The organism is Amycolatopsis sp. NPDC051373, from assembly GCF_040689465.1.
GTDB lineage: Bacteria > Actinomycetota > Actinomycetes > Mycobacteriales > Pseudonocardiaceae > Amycolatopsis.
Genome location: NZ_JBFBAE010000035.1, coordinates 13,468 through 31,343, shown reverse-complemented (window position 1 = coordinate 31,343; position 17,876 = coordinate 13,468). Strand labels below are relative to the sequence as shown.

14 protein-coding genes and 1 pseudogene are annotated in these 17,876 nt (G+C 71.9%); 5 read left to right on the top strand and 10 right to left on the bottom strand.

Annotation, left to right across the window (positions count from 1 at the left end; translation table 11 throughout):
• The 3 genes from AB0383_RS43195 to AB0383_RS43185 all read left to right on the top strand — a co-directional run bounded on the left by AB0383_RS43195 (position 1) and on the right by AB0383_RS43185 (position 3,018).
• Positions 1 to 804, top strand: a complete 804-nt coding sequence (locus AB0383_RS43195) for a DNA-formamidopyrimidine glycosylase family protein (protein ID WP_366190307.1) — start codon at positions 1 to 3, stop codon at positions 802 to 804.
• A 537-nt stretch (positions 805 to 1,341) separates the two neighbouring features.
• A complete protein-coding gene (locus tag AB0383_RS43190) occupies positions 1,342 to 1,908 on the top strand; it encodes a GNAT family protein (RefSeq protein WP_364186406.1) in 567 nt (188 codons plus the stop codon).
• A gap of 78 nt (positions 1,909 to 1,986) precedes the next feature.
• Positions 1,987 to 3,018, top strand: a complete 1,032-nt coding sequence (locus AB0383_RS43185) for a quinone-dependent dihydroorotate dehydrogenase (RefSeq protein WP_366190306.1) — start codon at positions 1,987 to 1,989, stop codon at positions 3,016 to 3,018.
• Here AB0383_RS43185 and atzF read toward each other — a convergent pair.
• The 9 genes from atzF to AB0383_RS43140 all read right to left on the bottom strand — a co-directional run bounded on the left by atzF (position 2,987) and on the right by AB0383_RS43140 (position 15,922).
• Positions 2,987 to 4,732 (bottom strand): allophanate hydrolase, encoded by a 1,746-nt coding sequence (atzF, locus tag AB0383_RS43180; protein WP_366190305.1) that lies wholly within the window; start codon positions 4,730 to 4,732, stop codon positions 2,987 to 2,989. The two genes, AB0383_RS43185 and atzF, sit on opposite strands and share 32 nt — an antisense overlap.
• Before the next feature lie 348 nt (positions 4,733 to 5,080).
• On the bottom strand, positions 5,081 to 6,079 hold the full coding sequence (locus AB0383_RS43175; protein ID WP_364186410.1) for a hypothetical protein: 999 nt from the start codon (positions 6,077 to 6,079) through the stop codon (positions 5,081 to 5,083).
• A gap of 36 nt (positions 6,080 to 6,115) precedes the next feature.
• Positions 6,116 to 6,961 carry a phage shock protein PspA gene (gene pspA, locus AB0383_RS43170; RefSeq protein WP_326837207.1) on the bottom strand — a complete coding sequence of 282 codons (846 nt, stop codon included), beginning with the start codon at positions 6,959 to 6,961 and terminating at the stop codon, positions 6,116 to 6,118.
• A 239-nt stretch (positions 6,962 to 7,200) separates the two neighbouring features.
• Positions 7,201 to 7,671, bottom strand: coding sequence for a helix-turn-helix transcriptional regulator (locus AB0383_RS43165; protein ID WP_285965682.1), 471 nt, complete (start codon positions 7,669 to 7,671; stop codon positions 7,201 to 7,203).
• A gap of 99 nt (positions 7,672 to 7,770) precedes the next feature.
• On the bottom strand, positions 7,771 to 8,247 hold the full coding sequence (locus AB0383_RS43160; protein WP_364186411.1) for a CinA family protein: 477 nt from the start codon (positions 8,245 to 8,247) through the stop codon (positions 7,771 to 7,773).
• On the bottom strand, positions 8,247 to 8,843 hold the full coding sequence (pgsA, locus tag AB0383_RS43155) for a CDP-diacylglycerol--glycerol-3-phosphate 3-phosphatidyltransferase (RefSeq protein ID WP_366190320.1): 597 nt from the start codon (positions 8,841 to 8,843) through the stop codon (positions 8,247 to 8,249). Before pgsA ends, AB0383_RS43160 begins: the two co-directional genes overlap by 1 nt.
• 110 nt (positions 8,844 to 8,953) lie before the next feature.
• Positions 8,954 to 10,402, bottom strand: a complete 1,449-nt coding sequence (rimO, locus tag AB0383_RS43150; protein WP_364186413.1) for a 30S ribosomal protein S12 methylthiotransferase RimO — start codon at positions 10,400 to 10,402, stop codon at positions 8,954 to 8,956.
• Positions 10,403 to 10,520: 118 nt separating this feature from the next.
• Positions 10,521 to 13,265 carry an AAA family ATPase gene (locus tag AB0383_RS43145; protein ID WP_366190304.1) on the bottom strand — a complete coding sequence of 915 codons (2,745 nt, stop codon included), beginning with the start codon at positions 13,263 to 13,265 and terminating at the stop codon, positions 10,521 to 10,523.
• A 608-nt stretch (positions 13,266 to 13,873) separates the two neighbouring features.
• Entirely contained in the window at positions 13,874 to 15,922 is a 2,049-nt protein-coding gene (locus AB0383_RS43140; RefSeq protein WP_366190303.1) for an acyltransferase family protein, read from the bottom strand.
• A gap of 167 nt (positions 15,923 to 16,089) precedes the next feature.
• Between AB0383_RS43140 and AB0383_RS43135 the strand changes: the two genes are divergently transcribed.
• A complete protein-coding gene (locus tag AB0383_RS43135) occupies positions 16,090 to 16,614 on the top strand; it encodes an amino-acid N-acetyltransferase (protein WP_220242269.1) in 525 nt (174 codons plus the stop codon).
• 182 nt (positions 16,615 to 16,796) lie between these two features.
• Positions 16,797 to 17,422: pseudogene (locus AB0383_RS43130) on the top strand (nitroreductase family protein).
• Here the strand turns inward: AB0383_RS43130 and AB0383_RS43125 are convergent.
• A complete protein-coding gene (locus AB0383_RS43125; RefSeq protein WP_366190302.1) occupies positions 17,423 to 17,866 on the bottom strand; it encodes a hypothetical protein in 444 nt (147 codons plus the stop codon).
• Positions 17,867 to 17,876: the final 10 nt, after the last annotated feature.

Below are 17,876 nucleotides of genomic sequence, written 5' to 3'. Positions count from 1 at the left end.
GTGCCCGAGGGCGACACCGTTTTCCTGACCGGCAAGCTGCTCGACAAGGCGCTGGCCGGGAAGACGCTGCTACGCGGGGAGTTCCGCCATCCCGAACTGGCCACTGTGGACCTCTCGGGTCGTGACGTGCTCGGCGTCGGGACGGTCGGCAAGCACCTGTTCACGCGCTTCTCCGGCGACCTCACGCTCCACAGCCACCTGCGTATGGACGGCAGCTGGGACATCTACCCCGCCGGCGGCCGCTGGCGCACCCCGGCCCACCACGCGCGCGTGATCCTCGCGACGGCCGACGTGCAGGCGATCGGCTTCCGCGTCCACGACCTGAAACTCGTGCCCACGACGGCGGAACACGACCTCGTCGCGCACCTCGGTCCGGACCTGCTCGATCCACAGTGGAGCGACGAGCACGCGGAGAAAGCCGCGGCCGCATTGGCCGCGCAGCCGGACCGTGAGCTGGGTGACGCACTGCTCGACCAGCGGGCGATGGCCGGCGTCGGCAACCTGTACAAGGTCGAGATCTGCCACTTGCTCAAGGTGTCACCGTGGACGCCGGTGTCCGAAGTGGACACCCGGAAGGTCGTGGCGCTGGCCCGGAAGCTGCTGCTGGCCAACGCGTGGCGCCACGAGCAGGTGACCACCGGCGACCTCGGCCGCGGCCGGCGCAACTGGGTCTACGAGCGCACGCGCCAGGGCTGTTTCCGCTGCGGCGGCCGGGTCGAGGTCCACGACCAGGGCGAAGGCGTCCACCGGCGGCCCACGTGGTTCTGCCCGCGCTGCCAGCCCGGTCCGCGCCCGGTGGACTGAACCGCCACGCCGGGCAACGACGCCAAACCGACCGCGCCCGCCGGCCCTTGTCCGCCGCCCGCTGTTCGCGCCGGGCGAACGGATTCGGACATCCCAGGCAGGCAACCGTGAGTTGGCCCAAATGATGTTGCCGGGCACCGGCATTCGCGGTTAGCGTGGTCTTACACGAGAGAGGAGGTGGTCCTAAGTTGTATTCTCACAGGACTCGTGAGGTGACTGTCCGCTAGCGGATGGCACGCGTAGGGACTTTGAGCAGCGATACAACCTGAGCCACCTTCGGCTCATCGCCTGCTTCGCGTGTTTGCCTGATAGCGAATACCAGGCAGCCACCGGGCTCCCGGGGCTTTCGAGCACCGGTCCGGCTTGGACTCGGACGTTTGACGGCGTCCGAGAGCCGCCCCGGGAGCACCCCTTCATATACGAGATCTCGCCGCCGGGCCCCGCTGGGCGACCGTCCGGCGATCGATCCCCCTTCTTCGCCGATCGATCGGCACGGGCGCATACCCCGAACGGCCGTACGTGGCTAGCCTGAACGGCATGCTCCGGCCCGACTACCCGATCACGACGGAACGGTTGCTCCTGCGCCCGTTCAAGCTCGAGGACCTCGACGCGCTGAACTCCTTCCAGTCCCGGGCCGACGTCGCCCGCTACCTCTACTGGGGACCGCGCAGCCGGGCCGAATCCGCCGCCGCCCTCGCGAAGCGCGTGCACAGCTCCACGCTGACCCAGGAGGGCCAGTTCCTCGCCGTCGCGGTCGAGCTCGCCGAGACCGGCCAGCTGATCGGCGACCTGAACCTCGAGTACCTCAGCTCCGAGCACCGCCAGGGCGAGATCGGGTTCGTCTTCCACCCCGACCACCACGGCCGCGGCCTCGCGCTGGAGGCCACGAAAGAGCTGCTGCGCCTCGGGTTCGAGGACCTGGGCCTGCACCGTGTCGTGGGGCGCTGCGACGGCCGCAACAGCGCGTCGAGCGCCCTGATGGAACGTCTCGGGATGCGCAAGGAAGCACACCTGAAGGAGAACGAGATCGTCAAGGGCGAGTGGACCGACGAGCTGGTCTACGCCATGCTCGAAGAGGAGTGGAAGGAAGGCGCCGCCGGCTGAGCGTCTCTGCGGCGACCCGCGCCACAGGTGGCCCGGGTTCCGGACGCCGCTGCGGAGCCGATGAGGCAGCATGGGCGCGTGCTCTTCGAGAAGATCGCCCGCCCCGGGCTGTACCGGCTGGCCTACCACGACCCCGAGCTGGTGCACGAGCGCACCGTGCGGCTGCTGAGCCGCGTGGGCCCGGCGCTCGGGCCGCTCGCGCGGGTCTACGGCACCAAGGACCCCGTCACCGTGCTGGGGCTGCGGTTCCCGAACCGCGTGGGGCTGGCCGCGGGCATGGACAAGAACGGGCGCGCGCTCACGGCGTGGCCGGCGCTGGGGTTCGGGTTCGTCGAGGTCGGCACCGTCACCCGGCACGCGCAGCCGGGCAACCCGAAGCCGCGGCTGTTCAGCCTCCCCCAGAGCGACGCCGTGATCAACCGGATGGGCTTCAACAACGACGGCGCCGAAGCCCTGGCCCGCCGGCTCGCCGCGCAGGGCAAGCCCCGCGTGCCGCTGGGGATCAGCATCGGCAAGTCCAAGGTGACCCCGCTCGACGAGGCCGTGGCCGACTACCGCTTCTCGCTGCGCGCGCTGCACCCGTACGCCGACTACTTCGCGATCAACGTCAGCTCACCCAACACCCCGGGGCTGCGCGCGTTGCAGGACAAGGCCGCGCTGGGCGAGCTGCTCGCCGAGCTGCGCAAGACGTCCGCCGAGCTGGGCGGGGACACGCCGCTGCTGGTGAAGGTCGCGCCGGACCTCACCGACGAGGCGCTCGCGGAGCTGCTCGAGGTGTGCCTCGGCCACGGCGTCGCGGGGCTCATCGCCACCAACACCACGCTCTCCCGCGACGGTGTCGCCCCGGCCGAAGCGCACCTCGCCACCGAGGCCGGCGGTCTGTCCGGCCGCCCGCTCACGGCGCGCTCGCTCGAAGTCGTCCGCTTCGTCCACGAGCGCACCGAGGGCAAGCTGCCGATCATCGGCGTCGGCGGCATCCTCGGCCCCGACGACGCGAGCCGGCTGCTCGACGCCGGCGCCAGCCTCGTACAGCTCTACACCGGCTTCGCACTGCACGGACCGGCGCTGGTGCGCCGCATCAGCCGGGGGATCGCAGGCCGGCCGTGCTGACGAACCGCAGGTAGCCGCGCCACGACTCGTACCGGTCGAGGTTCGGCGCGCCGCCCGTGGCGGCCGGTCGGCACAGCACGGCGAGCGGCGTGCTGCCGTCCTCCAGCTCCACGTGCCCGAGCACGAACGGCTCCGGCAGCGCCGCGGCGAACCGGCCGAAGCCCGTCGGCGAAAGCCGCCAGAGTTCGCCGTCGAGCGCGCCGTGGCCGGGGATCACGCCGGGCTGCGGCGGCTCGGTGTCGAGCAGCACCATGCGGTACCGCTCGGCGGTTTGAACCGGCGTCACGAACCGCGCGCCCCGCAGTTCGTCGTGCAGCGGCTGGCCGCGCAGGTGCGCGCCGAACACGACCAGGTCGACCCCTTCGGGCGGGTACGGCTCGCTCGCCTGCTCCCCGGTGAGCACCGCGGCGAGGTCGAGCGCGATCTGGTCCTCGAACGCCCGCACGGCGATCGTGACGCCGAACGGCCGCTGGTCCCCCGGCGCGACCGGCACGGTCACGGCGGCGAGGTCGAGGACGTTCACGAACGCGCTGTACCTCCCCAGCCGCGCGCTCACGCCGAGCGGATCGGCCAACGCCTCGCCGAGATCCGGGTGGTCGGGCACGGTGGGCAGCAGCAGCGCGTCGCACTCGCCGAGCGCTTCGCGGGCCACCGCGCGCAACCGGGCGACCTGGCCGTGGGCGTCGGCGAGCTCGTGGGCGAGGTGGGTGCCCGCCGCCGCGACGAGGCCGGCGACCGTCGGATCGGCGCCTTCCGGTTTCCCGGCCAGCACGTCTCCGGCCGACGCGTAGCGCTCGGCCACCAGCGCGCTGCCGTAAAGCAGCTCCCCGGCTTCCAAGAACACACCGAGATCGATCGGCTCGATCACCGCGCCGGACGCCTCCAGCGACGCCACGGCCACGCCGAACGCGCGCCTCGCCGGTCCGGACAACGCGGCGAGCCCGGCGTCGTCGGGGATCGCGACCCGCGGCCGCTCCCCCGCGCCGAGGCGGACGTCGGCGGGCCACTCGCGCACGGACGCGTCCTGGCCGTCCGGGCCGGTCAGCACGGCGAGCGCGCGCTGGCCGAGCTTGAGGCTGCTCGCGAACACCGAAACGCAGTCGAACGACGGCGACGCCGGGAAAACCCCGGTCTTCGGCACCAGCCCGAGGGTCGGTTTGAGGCCGACGACGGCGTTCAGCGCCGCCGGCACCCGGCCGGAGCCGGCGGTGTCAGTACCGAGCGCGAGGTCGGCGATCCCGAGCGCGACGGCCACGGCAGAACCGCTGCTGGACCCACCCGCGACCTTCTGGGGGTCGCCGGCCGAAGCCACCGCGCCGTACGGGCTGCGCGTGCCGGCCAGCCCGGAGGCGAACTGGTCGAGGTTCGTCTTGCCCAGCACCACGGCACCCGCGCCGGTGAGCCGCGTGACCGCCGTGGCGCTGGTCACGGGCACCCGCGAAAAACCCGGACACCCCGCGGTGGTGGGCAGCCCGGCGACGTCGATGAGGTCCTTGACCGCGACGACGGTCCCGGCCAGCGGGAGGGCCTCCCCAGCGCGGACGCGCTCGTCGACGGCCTTCGCGTCGACCAGCACCTCTTCCAGCGTGCGGAGGCTGATCCACAGCTCGGGGCGGTCGACTTGCGCGAGGCGTTCGAACGCGGCCACCACCCTCTGGTGCGAGCTGGGTGGCGGGACGGGCACGGGTTCCGGTTCGGGCGGGAGCGTGGTCACGGGGGGTCCTTTCCTCGACGGAACGGATGAGTCCACTGTGTACGTCCGGCGCCGCGGAACCTCAGGCCAAGGCGCCGATCCTGGCGGGTGCCACCACTGACTTCATGAGAAAAACGTTAAACCGCACGCGTTTCCGTAACCAGCTGTTTCGGATTACGCCATTGTTTCGGTATTCGGGGACACTCACCCACCGTCGGCGCGGGGTGCCGGGGACTAGGCCGACCGGAAACCCAAACTGCGCCATCCGGCTCGTTCCGGTGCCGTGCACAGCACCCCGTCACCGCACGGGAATCCGTGCACGCGGGAAAAATCACCCGCGGAAAAACCCGCCGAACCGCGTCGCAGCCCCTAGGACAGGTCCCGCAACGCCAGCGCGAGCCCCGCGAGGTGGTCGGTCGCGTCGGTCAGCGCCTGCTTGGACGTGCCCATGCCGTCGCTGCTGGCCGCGACCGCGCGTCCCGCCGCGGCGACCAGGCTGCCGAAGCCTTCGATGCCGTCGTCCAGCTGCTCGCGCAGCTTCGCCACGGCCGCGTCCAGCGCGCCGCGCTCACGTTCGGGGGCGGAGTTGCGGCCGCGTTCGATGGCCTGGATGCGGGCGGCCAGACCACGCAGGGCGCGGGCCGCTTCCTGGGCCGTGGCACGGGCGTCGGCCACGGAGACCTCGGGGACGGCGGTGGTGCCCAGCGAGGTCGGCACGGACAGCTGCCGCAACAGCTCGCCGAGGGAGGCTTCGGACTCCGCCAGCCGTTCCATCGGTTCACGGGCGGCCGAGGCGGCCGGGGGCAGCGGCGGCGGGGCCGCGCTGCTCGCCGCCGGGAGTTCGAGTTTCTTCAGCTGACGAAGCTTCAGGCCGGTCCGCACGCTGAACGTGCCGAACACGACAGTGCCGAAGCCCGCGAGCACGGTCTGGGCCACGTCGGTGCCGCCGGCGCCCATCAGGCCGGTTCCGGCGAGCACGGTCAGGACGCCGAGCAGGATCGTGATGAGCAGCCACAACGTGAGCACCCGGGAGGTGCGGGTGATGCGCCGCTGGTGCTTGGCCGCGGGTTCGTTCCACCGCTGCCACTTCGCGCGCACTTCGGCAACGGCCGGGACCTGGCCGGCCACCTGCGCGAACGCGGTGGGCACGGCGGTCCGGCGCACCACGGGCGGCGCGGGACGTTTCGGTGCCGGACGCCTCGGCGAGGACGGCCTCGCGGCGGGCTTCCCGCCGGCCTCATCGGCCGGCGGGAAGTACCGCTGCAGCTTCTCCTGGGCACGCTGGGCGTACTCCGGCAGCTTCTCGATGTGCTTCTCGAGCTTGGCGTTGAACTCGTTGAAGTCCCGCCGTCCGCTGCTGCCGGCCATCCCCTACCCCCCGGTAGTCGTCCTCGCGTCCGGCGGTCAGGCCGGGTTCTTGCCCTGCTCGGCCTGCACGCGGGCCTGGATCTCGCGCTGGATGTCCGCGCTGCCCGCCGTGCCGGCCGACTTCGCGGCGCCGCCACCGTCGGTGACCTGCGCGACCGAGTCACCACGCATCGACGCGCGGATCTGCTCCAGGCGCGAGTGGCCCGCCATCTGCGTGGCGGACTCCTGCACCTCGAGCATGCGGCCCTGCACCGAGTTCTGCGCCAGCTCGGCCTGGCCCAGCGCGGTGGTGTAGCGCTTTTCGATCTTGTCGCGAACCTCTTCCAGCGACGGCGTGTTGCCCGGCGCGGCCAGCTGGCTCATCTGGTTCAGCGACGCGGAGACCTGCTCCTGCATCTTCGCCTGCTCCAGCTGCGAGAGCAGCTTGGTGCGCTCGGCCAGCTTCTGCTGCAGCATCGTGGCGTTGCGCTCCACGGCCTTCTTGGCCTGGGCCGCGGCCTGCAGCGACTGGTCGTGCAGCGTCTTGAGGTCTTCGATGCTCTGCTCGGCCGTGACGAGCTGCGCGGCGAAGCTCTCCGCCGCCGTCTCGAACTCGGTCGCCTTCTGCTCGTCGCCCTTGCCGCGGGCCTCGTCGGCGAGCACCAAGGCCTGCCGGGTCGACGCCTGCAGCTTCTCGACCTCGCCGAGCTGCCGGTTGAGCTTCATCTCCAGCTGACGCTGGTTGCCGATCACGGAGGCGGCCTGCTGCGTCAGCGCCTGGTGGTTGCGCTGTGCCTCCTCGATGGCCTGCTGGATCTGCACCTTCGGGTCGGCGTGCTCGTCGATCTTCGACGAGAACGACGCCATGAGGTACTTCCAGAACTTCACGAACGGGTTGGCCATCTCCTCCGCCTGCCTTCTTGCGTCCCACGGGCCCTGTGTGTCTCGAGGTGGGGCGTCGCTCCCCTAGTTCACAACGTCCCGACCCCGGCGTTGGGTTCCATCGTGTCAGGTCAGCCCCTGCCGTTCCAGGCGACCCCGGGGGAATTCAGGGACGACCCTGATCGATTCTGTGGATACGCGTACGGCCCCGGGGTCACAACCCGGGGCCGTACGTGTACGAAGCGTTTCTCTGCGCGTTCCTAGGCGGCGATCGTGGACGCGAGCTTCGGCGCGCCGATCGTGGTCCGCAGCTGGGTGTTCATCCGCGGAGCGGGCGAAAGCCGCAGGTCGGACAGGTCGTCGCCGACCAGCTCGGAGACCAGGCGGCCACCTTCGAACCCGCTCGCCGACGCGGTGGCTTCCCGCTCCGCCGGCACGGTCTCCCTCGGGGCACCGTCGACCACGCGCTCGTCGACCGGAGCCACCTCCACCGACTCGAGGGCCGTCACGTCGGCCGCGACCTTGTGGAGCAACTCGCCGAGCGGAAGGTCCAGGGCGTCGCAGATGGAAGCCAGCAGCTCGCTGGAGGCCTCCTTCTGACCACGCTCGACCTCGGACAGGTAGCCGAGGCTCACCCTGGCGGCGCGGGAGATGTCACGCAGCGTCCGACGCTGGTTGGTGCGGGCATGACGGAGCCGATCACCGATCGCCTCACGCAACAGCACGGTCATCACGCGCCTCCTTCCCGAACTGGTGCCTCCTACGTTACCCAGAGCGGTGCCCCGAGCGCAGGACTTGACACGTGCGTCCGCCAAGGGCGAACGCCCCCTTCAGTGTAGATGTTCCCCGAGCAGGGAAAACGCCGAACGCACCGACGCGGTCCTGATCATGTCCCGGTCACCGGTCTCCGCCAGGGTACGGACGATCCGGGTCGACGGCCCACTGAGACCGATGTACACGGTGCCCGGCGGCACCCCGTCCTGGGCTGTCGGGCCCGCGACACCGGTCAGCCCCAGGCCCCACGTGGCGCCGCACCGCTCACGAGCGCCGTCGGCCAGCTGCGCCGCGACCTCGGGGTGCACGGCGCCGTGCTCGGCCAGCAACTTCTCGTCGACGCCCGCCAGCGCGGCTTTCAGCTCCGTGGCGTAGACGACGAGCCCGCCTCGCAGCACCACGCTTGCGCCCGGGATGCGGGCGACGGTGGCGCACACCAGTCCGGCGGTCAGCGACTCGGCCGTGGCCACGGTCTCCCCGCGCCGGGTCAGGACGGCCACCAGCTGCGCGGCCGCCTCGTCGAGCTCCGCCATCAAGCGCCCGTCGCCCGGCGGGCCGCCGCGCGCAGGCGGATCGCGCGGATCAGGTAGTCGACGCCGGTGACCACGGTCAGCAGGACGGCAAGCCCCATCAGCACCCAGCGCAGCGGGTCCGCCCCGGCCGGCAGCGGCAGCAGGTAGACGACGATGGCCAGGATCTGCGTCATCGTCTTGGCCTTGCCGCCGCGGCTCGCCGGGATCACACCGTGACGAATCACCCAGAAGCGCAGAAGTGTGACGCCTATCTCCCTGACCGCGATCACGATCGTGACCCACCACGGCAGCTCCCCGAGCACGCTGAGCCCGACGAGCGCGGCGCCGATGAGCGCCTTGTCCGCGATGGGATCGGCGATCTTGCCGAAGTCGGTGATCAGGCCGTACTTGCGGGCCACCCAGCCGTCGACCTGGTCGGTGGCCGAGGCGATGACGAACAGGCCCGTGGCGATCGCGCGCCACGTGGTGTCCACGCCGTCGCCGGCGAAGAGCGCGAGGACGAACAGCGGCACCAGCACCAGCCGCGAGAGCGTGAGCAGGTTCGCGACGTTCAGCGTCGGGACGGGCGTCGGTTCGGGTACGGCAGGCTCGGGCATGCGGGCGGCCCCCGTTTCAGCAGGCACCTCGTGGGTCTGGGGGGCCGCTCCCTGGGACGACGCCTGCGCGGCGCGGGTCATGCCCTCGCCGGCGTCGCTGGGTGCGGCACTCACCGGTCCGCGTCCGGCACCGGGCGGACGATCAGGTCGACCCCGGCGGAGTCGACGACCTCGCAGCGCACCAGATCGCCCACCTCGACGGCGGCGCGGTCCGGGTCTTCGAGGATCACACACTCGCCGTCGACCTCGGGCGCCTGGTGGGCGGCACGGCCGACGGCGTCGTCGCCGTCCTCGGCCGGCTGCTCCACCAGCACGTCCACGAACGTGCCGATGCGATCCTCGGCCCGCTGGGCGGTGAGCTCTTCGACCAGCGCCGAGATCCGGGTGACGCGCTCGGCGACCACGGCGGGGTCGAGCTTGCCGTCGAAGGTCTCGGCCTCCGTGCCGTCCTCGTCGGAGTAGCCGAACACGCCGACGGCGTCGAGGCGCGCGCCGGTGAGGAAGCGTTCGAGCTCCGCGAGGTCGTCCTCGGTCTCGCCGGGGAACCCGACGATCACGTTGGTGCGGATCCCGGCTTCCGGCGCGTACTCGCGGATCTGCTCGGTGAGCGCGAGGAACGAGTCGGTGGACCCGAACCGGCGCATCCGGCGCAGCACCTGCTCGCTCGAGTGCTGGAAGGACAGGTCGAAGTAGTCGGCTACGCCCGGCGTGGTCGCGATGGCCTTCACCAGCTGCGGGCGCGTCTCGGCGGGCTGCAGGTAGGACACGCGCACGCGGTCGATGCCCTCGATCTCGGCCAGGCGCGGCAGGAGCAGCTCCAGTGCGCGCGTGCCGTCGCGGCCGAAGTCCTTGCCGTAGGACGTGGAGTTCTCGCTGACGAGGAACAGCTCCTTCACGCCGTTCTCCGCGAGCCACTGCGCTTCGGCCACGATCTCGTCCGGCTGGCGCGACACGAACGAGCCGCGGAACGACGGGATGGCGCAGAACGAGCAGCGCCGGTCGCAGCCCGACGCGATCTTCAGCGCGGCCACGGGCGAATCGTCGAGCCGGGTGCGCAGCACGCGCGGGCCCCAGCCGTGCTGGGCGTGCCCGGGGACCTCCACGGCCTCCGCGGCCGCGGGCCGCTGCACCGGGCTGATCGGCAGCAGCTTGCGCCGGTCCGACGGCGTGTGCGACGCGACCGTGCGGCCGGCCACCACGTCGTCGAGGCGGTCGGACAGCTCGGCGTAGTGGTCGAACCCGAGCACGGCGTCGGCCTCGGGCAGGCTTTCGGCCAGCTCCGTGCCGTAGCGCTCCGCCATGCACCCGACGGCCACGACCTTGCGGCCGGTGTCGGACGCGGCGAGCAGCGTGTCGACCGAGTCCTTCTTCGCCGACTCCACGAAGCCGCACGTGTTCACCACGACCACATCGGAGTCTTCGGGGTCCGCCGCCAGCTCCCAGCCCCCGGCCGCGAGCCGTCCGGCCAGCTCCTCGGAGTCGACCTCGTTGCGGGCGCAGCCCAGGGTCACGAGGGAGACACGACGGCTGCGGGCTGGCTCAGTGGTGGGAGAAGGCACGACGTTCAGGGTAGCCGCCGCACCCGCGCCGGTCGGCGACGGCGTCACCCAGTGCGGTGGCCCGGCCCCGCCGGTGGGCGGGCTTTCCCGCTCCCCCATCGGCGGCGCGCGCCGAAAGTCACCCGTGCGCGGGCAAATCCGCCAGTGTCAGGAGCGTCAGTTCGGCGTCGTCGACGGACTCGAGGTCGACGTCCGGGCCGGCGAGGCGCAGCGCCTGCGCGGCGATCGCCTGCTCCAGCAAGCCGCGGGCCGAGCGGCCGTTGGCGAAGCCGCTGCCGCGGTCGAGCCCGGCCATGACCGCGGGCAGCGCCGCCGTGAGGTCGGGGGCGAGCCGGTAGCCGCGCTGGGTGGTCATCGCCGTGAAGATCGCGGCCAGCTGCTCGTCGGTGTAGTCCGCGAACTCGACGGTGCCGCCGAATCGCGAGCGCAGGCCGGCGTTGGCGTCGAGGAAGCGGTCCATGTCGGCGGGATAGCCGGCGGCGATGACGATCAGGTCGTCGCGGTGGTTCTCCATCTGGACCAGCAGTTCCGCGACCGACTCCTGGCCGTAGTCGGCGCCGCCGTTGCCGTAGGTCTGCACGAGGTTGTAGGCCTCGTCGATGAACAGCACGCCGCCGAGCGCGCGTTCGCACACCTCACGCGTCTTGGGCGCGGTCTGGCCCAGGTACTCCCCCACCAGGTCCGGCCGCGCCACCTCCACCAGGTGCCCGGACGAGAGCAGGCCCAGTTCCCGGTACAGCCGCCCCATCAGCCGCGCGACGGTCGTCTTCGCCGTGCCCGGGTTGCCGGTGAAGACGAGGTGACGGCTGCTCGCCCCGACGGGCAGCCCGGCCTTGCGCCGCCGCGTGTCCATCCGCGCCCCGGCGACGAGCGCGCGGACGCGCTGCTTGACTGCGTCCAGGCCGATCATGCCGTCGAGTTCGGCCAGTAGCTCGTCGAGACCACGGGGCGGCCCGGCGTCGTCGGTGGCCGAGACGCCGGCTTCGCCGCGGGCGGGCAGGTCGGCGGCGACCAAAGTGGACAGTGCGGCCGCCGGGGCGTCCGGCTGGGCGGCGAGCCGGGCCGACTGGCGGCTGATCGTGGTCTCCAGCACGCCGCGCGCCGAGCGGCCGTTGGCGAAGCCGCGGCCACGCGGGATCTGGCGCATCGCCTCGGGCAGCGCGGCGACGAGATCGGCGTCGAGCTCGTAACCTTGCCCCTGCGCGAGCGCGCGGAAGATCCCGGCGAGCTCCTCGGCGGTGTAGTCCGGGAACTCGATCCGGGCGGCGAACCGCGAGCGCAGGCCCGGGTTCGTCTCCAGGAACGCGTCCATCTCCTTCGGGTAGCCGGCGGCGAACACCACGAGGTCGTCGCGGTGGTTCTCCATCTGCACCAGCACTTCGGCGACGGCTTCGCGGCCGTAGTCGTCGTCGGCGTCCTGCGCGAGGCTGTAGGCCTCGTCGATGAAAAGCACGCCGCCGGAGGCCCGTTCGCAGACCGCGCGGGTCTTCTTCGACGTCTCGCCGAGGTACTCGCCCACCAGGTCCGGCCGCGTGACCTCCACGACGTGGCCCTTGGGCAGCATCCCGAGCGCCTGGTAGATCTTGCCGACCAGTCTCGCGACAGTGGTCTTCGCCGTGCCGGGGTTGCCGGTGAGCACGAGGTGGCGGCTGCGCGTGGCCACGGGCAGGCCCGCGTCGCGGCGGCGGGCGTCGACCTGCGCCTCGGCGACCAGCGCGCGCACGCGCTGCTTGACCGACGTGAGGCCGATCATCCCGTCCAGCTCGCCGAGCAGCTCTTCGATCGGCCGCCCGGCGCGGTGCTCGGCCGCGGCGACCAGCGGCGCGACGTGCTGCGCCGCGAGGTGGATCCGGCCGTCGGGTGACGGACCGCTCGCGACGGCCTCCCGTCCGGCGGCGTCCAGCAGCGCCTCGACACCGCGGGCGCCGGCGGAGAGGTTTGCCAGCTGCGCCAGCCGGTCGCGGACGTCCGGGGGCAGGACGAAGGAGCGTTCGGTCGCGACGACGTCCAGCAGCGCGGCCGCGTGCGCGGGGCGGGTGAACCGCGGCAGCCGGTACTGCAGCACGGCGGAGACCAGGTCCGGCGCCTCGGTGCGCAGCCGCTCGATCACGCGGTCGGTGCCCGCGAGCACGAGCAGGCGGCAGCTGCCTTGGTCGTGCGCGTAGTCCCGCAACGCACGCAGCACGCCGGCAAGGTCCTTGTCGAACAGCACATCGACGTCTTCGATCAGGACCAGTGCCGGGTCGGTGCGTTGCGAGACGAACCCGCGCAGCGCGTCGCCGGCCGAATCTTCGTCGCCGAGTACCTCGGCCGCGCCGGCCGTGACGAAGTCCTCGAACCCGACGTCGGCCGCGCCGAGCTCGTCACGCACCGAGCGCCACAGCCGGCGCTGGCCCGTGTGCGGTTCGCCGACGAGCAGCACGAGCGGGTTCGGCTGCCGGTTGCCGGAAGCGTTGCGCCGCTCCCATTCCTGGTACGCGACGGTCCACTCGGCGTGCGCCTGGTCGTACCGCTCCTGCTCTTTCCGGCCCCGCGCGCGATTGCCCGCGGCCAGCAGGTCGAAGGTCATCGAGCGGGTGTTGCGGGCGAGGTCGTCGAGGAGCCCGCCCTGCTTGCTCTGGGGTCGCTCGGGTTCCGGCGGCGGCGGTTCACCCGAGCCACCCTGGCCGTGGCGCGTGCGGTCGGCCCACGAGACGACCTGCACCACGCGGCGCACGAATTCGGCTGCCGACTCGTCGCCCGAGACGAACGCTGTGCCGCTCAGGTTCTCCACCCGCACCGGGCTTTCCGCCGGCCGCACGGGCATCGGCGGCGCGCCGGGACCGGCCGGACCGCTCTGCGGCGACGCGGGTTGGGCGGGCACTGGCCCGGACTGGGCCGGCGGTTGAGCAGGAATCGGCGCGGACGGGACCGGCGGTGGCGCGGATCGACCCGGCCATGGCTGTGCGGGCACCGGCCCGGACGGAACCGGCGGCGCGGGCGGGAACCCGGACTGGACCGGCGGCGGTCCCATCTGGACCGGTGGTGCGGGAGGGAACCCGGTCTGAGCCGGCGGCGGCCCGGCCTGGACCAGTGGTGCGGGCGGTGGCGCGGCCGGTATCGGCCGTCCGCCTTGACCACCAGGGCCGGCGGGCGCCGCGACCGGTCCCCGCGGACCACCTCGGCCCGAAGGCCCCGGACCTGGCTGCCCGCCACCGTTGGGCGGCACCATCCGCGTCCCGGCCCGGTAAGCCGGATCCGGCGGCACCACCCCGAACTGCCACGCACCACCCGGTCGTGACCACTGCCACGGCTGTCCCGGCACCAACAGCCACGAAGTGCCGTCCGGCCCGGCCAGCATCGTCGTCCGGCCCGCCGCAGCCTCGGCCTGGGCGGCCTGGAACGCGTCCCACCCCGCGCGTGTCATCTCCCCCGCTTCCCCCTGTCGATCTCCCGGTGCCGCAGCATACGGGGCTCAGGGAACCGGGGCGATCACCACTTCAGGGCGGCCTTCATCTGCTTGTCGGCGATGGGGGCCAGCGTGGTCAGGAAAGTGGCGGTGAGGTGGTTGTCGTCCATGTACACCAGCACGTTGCCGACCACCGGCGGGCAGGTGTCCTTGTCGCAGAAGTAATCCGTGAAATCGAGGAACGACACGTTGCCCGGCACGCCGCGCGTGCTCGTGTACGACGGGGTGGCCGGCTGCACGGCGTCGCGGTCGAGCACACATGCCGGGTTGGTCGGGCCCTGCTGCGCGACGCACGCGGCCATGTTGAACGCGAACCGCGGGTTGTCGCGCAAGGCCACCACGGGGATGCCCGCCTTGTCCATCACCGACCACTGGTTCACGAACCCCGGCGGGGTCGTCTCGGTGATGCCCGCGTGGGTGTTCACGCTCGCCAGGGTGACCACGGCGTCGGGGTGCATCGCGACGATCTCGTCGGCCGCGGCCTTGTTCCAGTCCATGCAGGCCTGGTCGCCGGGCATCAGATCGGCGTTGCTGGAGAACGGGCACGCGCCCTTCAGCATCGACGTCACTGCCCAGCCCTCGGTCTGGACCATCGGCAGGAAGGCGGCGATGTACTGCTGCATGTGCGAGTCGCCGACAAGGACCACGCGCTTCTTCGGCGGGCCGTCGGGGTTCTGTGTGCAGACCTTCAGTTCTTCGTTGCGCGGCGACATCGTGCACTTGTCGTCGGTGATGCCGGCCCAGTCTTCGGGCAGCTTCAGCGTCGGCGGCACGATCGAAGGCTCCGCCGAACCGCGGTAGGCGAACCCGGGCGCGTGCGCGGCGGCTCCGGGGTGGTCGGCGTCCGCGAGCGAGATCGTGTAATTGGCCTGTGCCGAGGTGTACGTGCCCCACACACCGGCCGCGATCAGCACCGGCGCCAGCGCGAGGATGCCGAACCGGTAGGCGCCCCAGCGCTTCACCGTGCCGATCTTCGACAGCCGGATCGGGTTCTCGATGAAGTGGTAGGTGAGGATCGAGAGCACGAACGACGCGCCGATCACCACCGCGCCGCCGAGCAGGCCGACGGCCGCGCGGTCGCGCACGACCAGGTAGAACACCAGCACCGGCCAGTGCCACAGGTACAGCGAGAAGCTCAGGTTGCCGAGGTAGCCCAGCGGCTTCGAGCTGAGCCAGCGGTCGGCGCCGAAGACGGTGTTCGTCTGGCCGGCCACGAGCACGAGCCCGGCCGAGAGCGTCGGCCACAGCGCGATCCAGCCAGGGAACACCGAGTCGACGCGCAGCACGATGCCGCACAGCACCAGCCCGGCCACGCCGATCCAGCCGAGTACCACGCGCAGGCTCCGCGGCAGCGTGAACGCGTCGAGGAACATCACCATCAGGCCGCCGAGCGCGAACTCCCACACGCGGGTGAGGCCGTGGAAGTAGGCCAGCGGCTGGTCGACCGCGGTGAGGTACACCGAGTACGCCAGCGAAGCCACGAACAGCGTGATGAGCAGCGTGTTCACGGTGTGGCGCAGCGACAGCCCGAGGCGGCGCACGAGGAAGCCGAGCGCGACGAAGATCAGCGGCCACAGCAGGTAGAACTGGCCCTGGATCGACAGCGACCAGAAGTGCTGGACCAGGCTCGCGCTGTTGTGCTGGGCGAAGTAGTCGACGGAGTCGGCGGCCAGCTGCCAGTTCTCGTAGAACAGCGCGGAGGCGAAGACCTCGCGGATGCTCTGGAACCAGCGGTCCTCGGGCAGCAGCAGCGTGGAGACGACCACCACCGTGAGGAGCACGGTCATCGCCGCCGGGAAGAGCCGCTTGATCATCCGGCCCCACATCGGCCGCAGCTCGATCTTCCCGCGCAGCAGCGCGCGGTAGAGCTGGCCGGTGATCAGGAAGCCCGACACCAGGAAGAACACGTCGACGCCGCCGGAGATCCGGTCGAGCCACACGTGGTAGACCACGACCAGCAGCGAAGCGAGGGCTCGCACGCCCTGCAGCTCGGGCCTGAAGCGGCTCTGCGCCGCGCTGGGCGCCGGAGGCTTACCGGGTCGTTCAGGCGCGACCACGGTGGTCCCGGACATGCGCTTCCTCCCCCAGAGGCCACACGGGGCGGCCAGATGTTCTGAGCGGCTACTGATCGATCGGGGCGTGCAATAGCTATACGTGAAGGCCGTTAAGCTCACGCATCCGGGGTACCTCGATCGAGCCGTCCGGGGCGCCGGACGCCGCGATCGATATCTTGGACCGTGTGCCCCTTGACTCCGTCCGACCCACTGTCCGCCGCGCGCGCATAGCCGACGTCCGCAAGATCAAAGCACTGGTCGACGCCGACGCCGGCCGCGTGCTGCTCGAGAAAGACCTGGTCACGCTGTACGAGGCGATCCAGGAGTTCTGGGTGGCGGTGGACGAGGACGGCACCGGCGACGAGGACGTGCTCGGCGCCGCCGCGCTGCACGTGCTGTGGGAGGACATCGCCGAGCTGCGCACGGTCGTGGTCGACAAGGCCGCGCGCGGCCGGGGCATCGGTCACGCGTTGGTGGGCCGGCTCGTGGACGAGGCGCGCGACCTGGGCCTCAAGCGGCTGTTCGTGCTCACGTTCGAGACCGGCTTCTTCCTGCGCCACGGCTTCGTCGAGATCGACGGCACACCCGTGTCGCACGAGGTCTACGAGGAGATGCGCCACTCGCTCGACCCGGGTGTCGCGGAGTTCCTCGACCTGCCCTACGTCAAGCCGAACACCCTGGGCAACTCGCGCATGCTGCTGGAGTTCTAGACCGGCGCCGAGCCAGGGACGAGGTGCCGGCGCGCAGCCTGGTCCGTCCGGAAAGCCGAAAACCTCGGGCCCTTCGCTCACGCTCGGCCGGTTGCGGGCGCGCGCCGGCCTCCCGGCGGCCAAGATCGAGTGCGGCCGCCGCGGCGGCCGAGACGATCTTCGCCTCGCGACAGGGAGCCCTGATGGAGTTCGACCACGTCCTGACCACCACGCCGTCGGTGCGGCGCAAGCTGGACCTGCGGCGTCCGGTGGAGAACGAGGTGCTCGCCGAGTGCCTCGAGCTGGCGCTGCACGCGCCCACGCCCGGCAACCAGCAGTCGTGGCGCTGGCTCGTCGTGCGCGACCAGGGCGTGAAGAACCGGCTGGGCGAGCTGTTCCGCCGCGTCGGCCTGGCGTACCTGGAGCAGTACGCGGACGTCGCGGCCGCCGACCCGGCCATGGCCCGCTCGGTCGCCTCCGGCCGGCACCTGATCGACGTGATCGAGCAGGTCCCGGCGTTCGTGGTGCCGTGCGTCGAAGGCCGCACGACCGGCGCGAACGTGGCCGACGCGGTGCTCTACGGAGGCATCTTCCCCGCCGTGTGGAGCTTCCAGCTGGCGCTGCGCTCGCGTGGCCTGGGCTCGACGCTCACCACGTACCACCTGCAGACCGAGGCCGAGGCGGCCGAGATCCTCGGCGCCCCGAGGGCTACACGCAGGCCTGCCTGCTGCCCGTCGCCTACACGACCACGACCGACTTCAAGACCACCCCGCGCCGCCCGCTGTCGGAGGTCGCCTACCTCGACCACTGGGGAAAGCCGCTCGGCTGATCAGCTCACCCGCAGCGTGATCCGCTCGCCCGCGCGGCTCACGTCGACGAGCTCGACGTGAGCCGCCGCGTACGTCAGGTCGTGCGGCCCGCGCCGGCCGGTGTGCAGCTGCGCCGCGGTCTGCTCCCCTCGTCCCGGCTGGCTCAACGACACGGCCACGACCGCGTCGCCGGCCCACACGCACGTGACGTTCGCCGGGCACCGCGAGTCCTCGACCAGGCGCGTGTACCGCACGGTCAGGTCCTTCGTGCTCAGCTGCGCCTCCTGACCGACCTTGAGCGTCACGTCCCGGCCGGGCTCCGCCGGCACGGTCCCCACCGCCGCGGCCGGCCGCGGCGCGCCGCCCGCACCGTCGAGCGTGTGCGCGAGCGCCACCGAGCTCCCCGCGCCCACCGCGAGCACGGCGACGGTCCCGATGGCCAGAGCGAGCTTGTGCGCGTCCATGTGATCAGGA